This window comes from Accumulibacter sp., from assembly GCF_029255145.1.
GTDB lineage: Bacteria > Pseudomonadota > Gammaproteobacteria > Burkholderiales > Rhodocyclaceae > Accumulibacter.
Genome location: NZ_JAPUVQ010000144.1, coordinates 24,536 through 33,490 on the forward strand (window position 1 = coordinate 24,536; position 8,955 = coordinate 33,490).

Genomic DNA, 8,955 nt, shown 5'->3' on the forward strand with positions numbered 1-8,955 from the left:
ATCAAACGCAGGACAATCGGAAATTCGATGAACGCAAAATCGCAGACACTCCTCGTGCAGGCCCAGAAGACCCTGCTCACCCCTTACGGGCTGGGCCTTGCCGACCTGAACCGGGTCTTTGGCAAGATCATGACCCACCAGGTCGACTACGCCGACCTCTATTTCCAGTACAGCCGCTCCGAAGGCTGGAGCCTCGAGGAGGGAATCGTCAAGGCGGGCAGCTTCAATATCGACGAGGGCGTTGGCGTACGCGCGCTGGCGGGGGAGAAAACGGCCTTCGCCTATTCGGACGACATCGGCGTGCAGGCCCTAGCTGACGCCGCCGAGGCGGTGCGCGCAATTGCCGCCGCCGGCAGGCAAGCGAAACGGGTGCCGGCGTTGAAGAAGGGCGGTGGACAGCACGCCCTCTACGTGCCGCACGATCCGCTGGCGTCACTCGACGCGGCGAGCAAGGTGAAGCTGCTCGAACGGCTGGAAGCGATGGCCCGCGCCGCGGACACGCGCGTCACGCAGGTCATGGCACATCTGGCCGGTGAATACGAGGTGGTCCTGGTAGCTGGCAGCGATGGCCGGCTGGCCGCCGACATCCGACCGCTGGTGCGCGTTTCGCTGACGGTCATCGTCGAACAGGGCGGCCAGCGCGAACAGGGTTCGGCGGGTGGTGGCGGGCGAACCGACTACAGCTGCTTTACCGACGACGTGCTGCTCGGCTACGCTCGCGAGGCCGTGCACCAGGCGCTGACCAACCTCGTCGCGCGTCCGGCGCCGGCCGGCACGATGACCGTTGTGCTCGGTCCCGGCTGGCCGGGGATCTTGCTGCACGAGGCGGTCGGTCATGGCCTCGAAGGCGACTTCAATCGCAAGGGCAGTTCGACCTTCGCCGGCAGAATCGGTAGCCAGGTGGCTTCCAGAGGCGTCACGGTGGTCGACGACGGGACGATTCCCGGCCGCCGCGGCTCGCTCAACATCGACGACGAAGGCAATCCGACGCAGCGTACGGTGCTGATCGAGGACGGCGTCCTGATCGGCTACATGCAGGACAGCCTCAATGCGCGCCTGAGCGGCGTCGCCCCGACCGGGAACGGCCGTCGTGAGTCGTTCGCCCACCTGCCTTTGCCACGGATGACCAACACCACCATGCTGAATGGCGACAAAGCCCCGGAGGAAATCATCAAGTCGGTCAAGAAGGGGATCTACGCGGTCAATTTCGGTGGCGGCCAGGTCGACATCACCAACGGCAAGTTCGTCTTCTCGATGTCCGAGGCCTACCTCATCGAGAACGGCAAGATTGGCTGTCCGGTCAAGGGCGCGACGCTGATCGGCAGCGGTCCGGAGGCGATGAACCAGGTGTCGATGGTCGGCAACGACATGTGTCTCGACCCGGGCGTCGGCACCTGCGGCAAGGACGGACAGAGCGTTCCGGTCGGCGTCGGCCAGCCGACGCTGCGGATAGACGGGCTGACCGTCGGCGGCACCGCCTAGGGCGCCAGGGTCGGCGGTAGCTGGCGCGCGGCGCACGCCGGCAGCGGGGGTTCCCCATGCTCATCGCCGGGCTTTCCGGCCGTATAATCCCGCGCGTCTCTCTCTTCGACTGGATTTAGTGATGAACGCTGTCGCCGCCTACTCCAGGCTCGCCGCAACGCTGTCCTGGCTGGCGCTGGTTGGCTTCCTGTTCCTGGTTGGCGCGGCGACGGCGGCGGAACAGCCCGCCACTGGCGAGGCCATCCTGTACCACAACTTCCGGCCGATCGTCACCTTTCGCGGGACCATCCTCGGGGCCTCGCCGGCAGCCCGCGCGCGCAAGTCCGCCGACCGCATCGACCACCTGACGCCAAGCCAGATGGCGCTGCCGATCGAGCTGACTCCGCTCACTCTCGACGGTGTCCGCGGCATCACCTTGACCGCTGGCGGCAATCTTCTCTTCGGCGTCGCCGAGACCGACCTCGACCCGCAGGAGAAGCTCACTCTGGAGCAGGTGGCGGAGAGCGCCCGCCAGAGAATCGCCGAAGCGCTGCAGGCCGACGCGGAGCAACGTCGTCCTGCGGTGTTGCTGAAGGGTGTCGGGCTGTCCGCGGTGGCGACGGTGATCGCCTTTGCTCTGCTCTGGCTGATCGCGCGCGCGACGCGAATGGTGGTCGGCCGCCTGCAACGACTGATCGAAAGGGAGGACGCCCACCGGCAGTTGCGCTGGGCGCGGCACGGCTGGTTGCTGGTACAGCGGCTATCGCAAGTGTTGATGGGCTTCCTGTGGTTGACTGTCGCCTACCTGTGGCTGACCTATGTCCTGGCGCGCTTTCCGCTTACCGAGCCGCTCGGCGACAGGCTCGGCGATTTCCTGCTGGAGCTGCTCGAAGACATCGGCACCAGCTTCATCGGCGCCATGCCGTCACTGACCACCGCGGTGGTCATCCTGTTCTTGACCAAGGCGGCGAACGATGCCATCGGCAATTTCTTCAAGGCCGCCAAGGAAGGCCGGGTGCAAGCGCCAGGACTGCATGCCGACACCGTCAGCGCAACCCAGCGGCTGGTGACGGTGGTGGTCTGGGGCCTGGGCATCGCCATCGCCTACCCGTTCATTCCAATGTCCAACAGCGACGCCTTCAAGGGCCTGTCGGTGATGTTCGGCTTCATGTTCACGCTCGGCTCGGCAGGGATCGTCAACCAGTTGATGAGCGGTCTGGTGCTGGTCTATGCGCGCGCGCTGTCGGTCGGCGACTTCGTGCAGATCGGCGACAACGCCGGCGTGGTCAGCCAGGTCGGCGTGCTGTCGACCAAGATCATCAACATGCGTAACGAAGAGATCACGATTCCCAACGCGGTGCTGGTCGGCAACACGATCCGCAACTTCTCCCGGCTCGCCGGCGAGCGCGGTACGCTGGTGTCGACCTCGGTGACCATCGGTTACGACACGCCCTGGCGCCAGGTGCATGCGATGCTCATCGCCGCTGCCAAGCAGACACCCGGACTGCGGCCTGTACCGACGCCCTTTGTCTATCAAAAAAGTCTGGCCGACTGGTACGTCGAATACGAACTGTTCGCGCACATGGACCAGCCGCTCGAACGCGTACCGGTACTCTCGGCACTGCACGCCAATATCCAGGATCAGTTCAATACCTACGGTGTCCAGATCATGTCGCCACATTTCAACTCACAACCGGCCAGCAATCTGGTCGTCCCGCGAGAGGACTGGCACGCCGCGCCAGCTGCGCCGGATGCCCCCAGAGCAGGAAGCTGAGGGCGGCATTGGCTGCCACCGAGGCGACGCGGTGCGTGTGCGGGGAGGCTACGGAGGTCCGGCGACGACCCTGCAGGTCGTCCTCCGCGGCCGCGCGATGCCCTTCAGCGTCTGTTGAACACCCCGTCGCGATGAGCCGGCGAGCAAGCTGAACGCTCCGAACACATCGTTTCGGCACGGCTCCAGCCCAGCCGACCTTTAACCGTATCCCATCAGGAACCCGGATGCTTAGCTTTGCGATAACCGTTTTTCTGTCGGCTTTCCTGCTCTTCCAGGTGCAGCCGATCATTGCCAAGATGATCCTGCCGTGGTTCGGTGGCTCGTCGTCCGTATGGAGCACCTGCCTGGTATTTTTTCAGGCCGAACTTCTGCTCGGTTACCTGTACGTCCACCTGTTGCACGAGTTGCTTTCGCCACGCCGCCAGAACATCGTCCATTGCGTGCTGCTGCTGCTGAGTCTGGCAACGCTGCCGGTGGTTGCCGACCCGACGTGGAAAGACGCGGCGTTCGAGAACCCGACCTGGAACGTCCTGGTCGTCCTCGCCGCGGCGGTCGGCATGCCCTATCTGCTGCTGTCAACGACCGGGCCGCTGATGCAGGCGTGGTATGCGCGCAGCTTCGCCAGTCTGATGCCCTATCGTCTCTATGCGCTGTCGAACCTGGCGTCGATGATCGCGCTCCTGAGCTATCCGGTGCTGGTCGAACCGTATTTTCGGGTGCACGATCAGGCCATCGCCTGGTCGGCTGCTTACGTCGTGTTTGTCGTCGCCTGCCTGGGCAGCGCCTGGCAATCATGGAAGGGCGTGTCGAGCGAACGCGAGTTGGCGGCGACCAGTGCCGTCGCGACACCGCGTCCGCCGTGGACCGAGTGCCTGCTGTGGATCGGCCTGGCGATGACCGCTTCGCTGCTGTTGCTGGCGATCACCCGCCACCTGACGCAGGATGTCGCGCCGGTGCCGTTCCTGTGGGTGCTGCCGCTGAGCATCTACCTGTTGAGCTTCATCCTCTGTTTCGACGCGCCGCGCTACTACTATCGGCCCGGCTTCCTGGCCGCCTTGCCGCTGGCCTTTCTGGCGATCGACCGGGTGCTCGACGGCGCTGGCCTCGACGTCCCGCTGCTCGTCGCGCTGATGTCGCTGTCGCTGTTCGTCATCTGCATGGTCTGCCACGGCGAGCTGGTCCGGCGCCGGCCGGCGGTTCGCCACCTGACGCTGTTCTATCTGATGCTCTCGATCGGCGGCGCGCTCGGCGGAACTTTCGTCGGCCTGATCGCGCCAGCGATCTTCAACGCCTACTTCGAACTGCCGATCGGGCTCTTCCTGTGTGCCGCGCTGGTGATCAGCGTCCTCTGGCGCGAACTGCAGCCACGCTGGCGTGGGCTGTTGCTGCTGGCGCTGCTCGCCTACGGCTACCGCCTCGGCGGTATCTCGGTCGATTACGTCGAAGACTACCGGCTGGTGCTGCGCAACTTCTACGGCCAGCTGCGAGTCGCCGACGTAAGCGACGAAGACCTCGGGGTCAAGCGCAAGATGTTCCACGGGCGGGTCAATCACGGCGAACAGTTCCTGTCACCGGAGTACCGTCGGCAGCCAACCGCCTATTATTGCGAGAACTCGGGGATTGGCCTGGCACTGCGCAGCCGCGCCGACGACCAGCCGCTGCGGATCGGCATCCTCGGCCTTGGTGCCGGGACGCTGGCCACCTACGGCCGCGCCGGTGACGAGATGCGGATGTACGAAATCAACGACCAGGTCGTCGACCTGGCGCGCAGCGAGTTCAGCTACCTGGCCGACAGCGCCGCCACTATCGTGCCGGTGCTCGGCGATGGCCGCCTGATGCTCGAGAGTGAAGCGCCCCAGAACTTCGACCTGCTGGCGATCGACGCCTTTTCCGGAGATTCGATTCCGACGCACCTGCTGACGCTGGAGGCGATGCGGGCTTATCTGCGACACCTGAAGAGCGACGGCTTGCTGGCGGTCCACATCACCAACCGCTATCTTGATCTGCGTCCGGTGATCGCTGCTGCGGCCTCCCAGCTAGGCATGACCGCGCTGATCTTTGACCTCGATCCGGCGGCGGATGACCGCTTCTGCCGCCACTCGGTGTGGGTGCTGCTGATGTCCCCCGAGCGCGCGGCGAAGGTGCCGAAGGCGATGCAGGCGGCAGATAAGCTGAGTCCCCGGCCCGGCTTCGAGGTGTGGACAGACAGTTTCTCGAACCTGCTGGGGGTTCTCCGGTGAGCGCGCCAGGCAGCGGCCAGGCCTGCCGGAACGGTCGTCAAGCGTCGACCCGCTGGCGGTAATCCCTCGGCGCCGCACCGCTCCAGCGCTTGAACGCGCGAGTGAAAGCACCCTGTTCGGAGAAACCGAGCAGGAAGGTGATTTCGGTCACGCTCTTGGCCGAGTCGTTGAGGTAGCGCTTGGCCAGGGCATAGCGCGTCCCGACAAGAAGCTGCTGGTAGCTGGTGCCCATTTCGTTCAGCTTGCGCTGCAAAGTGCGCCGGCTCATGCCGAGGGCCTTGCCCAGGTCGCCAACGCTGGGCTCACCGGAGGTCAGTTGCTTGAGCAGAAAAACCTGGCAGCGTGAAACGAGATCATCTTTGCTGCGTACAGCCAGTTGGTCGGCAAGAATCGCATCGAAGGTTGCTGCCAGTTCACGGTTGGCGGTCGGCAGGAGTGCTTCGGCATCGCTGCTGCTGAGCACCAAAGCGTCCTCGAGCGCCCCGAAGCGCACCTCACAAGCGAAGAAATCGTGGTAAGGACGCGGGTCGGCTGGCATCGGTCGACGGAGGAAGACCCTGGCCGGGTTGAGCGTGCGCTCGAAATTGCTGCGGCACATGGCGAGAGTCAACGACAGCGTGAAGTCGGCCATGACGGGTCCGACGATCATGTCGCTGCGCCCGTGATCACTGACAAAACGAAGCCCGTCTGCCTCGTCAACGCAGCGGCAGCTCCAGCGGTCACCGAGCAAGCGGGCGTAGCGCTCAATCCGCTTCAGGCCCTGGTGCAGCGTGCTGCTCGATAACCAGGCGTAGCCCAGCACGCCCAGGCTGGATGGATGCCAGCACCCGGCCGCGCCGAGGCCAAAAGCGGGATCCTCGATCAAGGCGGCGGCCCGGGTAACGATGACGTCCACCAGCCGGCTGGGCAAGCGCGCGCCGGGCTGACGGGCAAGCGCCGGGTCTGCGCCGAGTTCGCGCAACCAGCTTTGCGGTTTGGCGCCATATGCTTCGAGCAGGCGAAAGAGAATGAGCCAGGCGCTGGCGAGCGAACTCTGAGTGGTCATCGACGGGGGTCAGCAGCGAAGTTGCGGCTTGATTGGCGCAAATGGTGAAGCGAAAGGCGCGCCCGGTCAAGGATGCGCCTGTCGCGGGGCCTAGTCTGAGGCCTGTCAATCGACCAGACCGGAAACACGCAGCCAATCCCGTGCACGACTCTCGCCCCGACGTCGACCTGATCAGCGGTTTCCTGAACCGTGGCGGCGGCCTGCGCGCCGCCACCCGGGCCGTTGCCGAGGCAGACTCGACCGGCGGTTTGCTGGCGGTGCTGTGGCTGGACATCGACCGTTTCCGGCAGATCAACGAGTCCTTCGGCCACGCCGCCGGAGACCGCGTCATTGTGCGGCTGGCGGAGCGCCTGCGGCTGAGCTTGAGCAGCGATTGCACCCTGCTGCGGATGGGTAGTGACGAGTTCGTTGCGCTGATTCCTGCGGTGAACCTGCAGGACGCGTCCGGAATCGGGCAGCGGGTACTCGCCGAGATCGAGCGCCCGCTCGCCATCGACGAACTGTTGATGCATCCGTCGGCGAGTTTGGGCCTCGCCGTTCACCAATCCGGCGAGGACGCCCTGAGCCTGCTTGAACGCGCCGACCGGGCGATGGTGGAGGCGAAGCGCCGCGGTGGCAAGTGCTTGGTGGCTTCCGGCGACGACCCGGTCGCCGGTCGACATGGCGTGCAACTCGCACGCGATGAGCTGGCCATCGAGGCCGACTTGCACCGAGCCCTGGAAAGCGGCTGCCTGGCGCTCGAGTATCAGCCGCTGGTCGGTTTCGATGGCCGCGTCGAGGCCATCGAGGCGCTGATCCGCTGTGATCTGCCGGAGCAGCGCCTGTTGCCCGGCAAGTTCATTCCGGTTGCCGAAAAAACAGGGCTCATCGTCCGGCTGGGCGAATGGAGCCTGCTGCAGGGCGCCTTGTACGCCGCGAGGCTGCGCGACGAAGGCGTACCGACCAAGGTGGCCATCAACGTCTCGCGGGCCCAGCTCACCTCGGCGAGTTTCTCACCGGCGCTGCAGGCCGCGCTGATTTGCGCCAACCTGGCACCGGCACTCATCGAGCTGGAGTTTACGGAGTCCTTGTTCCTCGACCTTTCCGAAACCGTGCAGGCCAATCTGCGCAGCGTCCGGGTGGCGGGTGTCGGGATCGCCATTGACGATTTCGGCCACGGCTACTCGTGCCTGGCCAACCTCATGGATCTGCCGGCCAACAAGATCAAGCTCGACCGCTCATTCATTCGTGTGCTGCCCGACGACCGGCGCGCCTATGCCGTAGTCAAGGCCATGGCCCTGCTCGGGCGCGAGCTGGGGATGACGGTGGTCGCCGAGGGCGTCGAGACCGCCGCCCAACAGGCCGCCGTCGAGCAAGCTTCTGTCGACGCGGTCCAGGGCTATTTTCATGCCCGCCCGATGACCGAAGAAACGATGCTGGACTGGCTGCGAGCGAGAGCATGAGCGATAACCCTCCAGGGCGGCAGCGCCCGCTTGACGAGTTGCTCGAACGAACGATCCGCGATATCGACATCCCGCCGCGGCCGACGATCATCGATCGCATCTGCCATGAAATGCGTCGGGAACAACCCGACCTCCAGTATGTCAGGCAGCAGATCAGTGCCGATGTCAGCCTCGCCGCCGGCCTGATCAAGACCGCCAATTCGCCCTATTTCGGTTGTCACAGCCGCTGCCGTTCGGTGCGCGAAGCCCTGCTGATGCTCGGCCTAGACGCCACCAGCCGGGCCATCGCCGCCATCAGCCTGCGCCAGGCGTTCCCTGGCTCTGCACACTACGAGCGCTTCTGGCAGGCGTCAGCGCAGATCGCGGCTCTCTCCGGCTGGCTGGCACAAACCGTCAGAAAGCCGGCGCTGCGTGCCGACGATGCCTATACCTACGGCCTGTTCAGGGATTGCGGCATCGTCATTCTGCTGCGCCGCTTTCCCGCCTACATGCAAACGCTGGGGCGAGCCAACCGGGAAGCCGAACGCGCCTTCACCGACGTCGAAGGCGAGGCGCTGCCGACCAATCACAGTCTTGTCGGCTGTCTGATGGCCCGGAACTGGTGGCTGCCGGAGGAAATCTCCCTGGCCATCCGAAACCATCACGACCGCGACGCCATCGATCATTTCGAGTCTGGCCTGCCGGCCGCCAGCCGCTACCTGGTAGCCGTCAGCCAGACCGCCGAGCACATCCTCCAGGAAGTCACCGGCGCCAGCCACACTGAGGAATGGAAGAAACTGGGCCCGTCCTGCCGGCGCCTTCTAGGCCTAGACGACGCTGCTCTCGCGAACCTCTACTGCGACGGCGCGGCAGTGATCAAGAGCAACGCCTAGCTAGTGCGTGACCGAAAACCCCTTCATCCCAACAGCAGCAAGGGATTGGACGGATTTCCGAGCGATGAAGAATTGATAGCCGCAGGGTGATTTGTGGTGAAAACGTCGCAATTCGGGCTTC

The 8,955-nt window shown here is 64.9% G+C and carries 6 protein-coding genes; 5 read left to right on the forward strand and 1 reads right to left on the reverse strand.

What is annotated here, in order from left to right; all coding sequences use genetic code 11:
• Positions 1 to 27: 27 nt before the first annotated feature.
• The 3 genes from tldD to Q1L50_RS17935 all read left to right on the forward strand — a co-directional run bounded on the left by tldD (position 28) and on the right by Q1L50_RS17935 (position 5,475).
• Positions 28 to 1,482: a metalloprotease TldD gene (gene tldD, locus Q1L50_RS17925; protein WP_300341436.1), complete on the forward strand. Its 1,455-nt coding sequence runs from the start codon at positions 28 to 30 to the stop codon at positions 1,480 to 1,482.
• Positions 1,483 to 1,603: 121 nt separating this feature from the next.
• On the forward strand, positions 1,604 to 3,235 hold the full coding sequence (locus Q1L50_RS17930; RefSeq protein WP_300341438.1) for a mechanosensitive ion channel domain-containing protein: 1,632 nt from the start codon (positions 1,604 to 1,606) through the stop codon (positions 3,233 to 3,235).
• Positions 3,236 to 3,459: 224 nt separating this feature from the next.
• Positions 3,460 to 5,475, forward strand: a complete 2,016-nt coding sequence (locus tag Q1L50_RS17935) for a fused MFS/spermidine synthase (protein ID WP_300341440.1) — start codon at positions 3,460 to 3,462, stop codon at positions 5,473 to 5,475.
• Positions 5,476 to 5,512: 37 nt separating this feature from the next.
• Here Q1L50_RS17935 and Q1L50_RS17940 read toward each other — a convergent pair whose 3' ends face one another.
• Entirely contained in the window at positions 5,513 to 6,520 is a 1,008-nt protein-coding gene (locus tag Q1L50_RS17940; RefSeq protein ID WP_300341442.1) for an AraC family transcriptional regulator, read from the reverse strand.
• 140 nt (positions 6,521 to 6,660) lie between these two features.
• Here Q1L50_RS17940 and Q1L50_RS17945 point away from each other — a divergent pair, with 140 nt between their 5' ends.
• Entirely contained in the window at positions 6,661 to 7,962 is a 1,302-nt protein-coding gene (locus Q1L50_RS17945; RefSeq protein ID WP_300341444.1) for an EAL domain-containing protein, read from the forward strand.
• Positions 7,959 to 8,834, forward strand: a complete 876-nt coding sequence (locus Q1L50_RS17950; RefSeq protein ID WP_300341446.1) for an HDOD domain-containing protein — start codon at positions 7,959 to 7,961, stop codon at positions 8,832 to 8,834. Before Q1L50_RS17945 ends, Q1L50_RS17950 begins: the two co-directional genes overlap by 4 nt.
• Positions 8,835 to 8,955 lie beyond the last annotated feature (121 nt).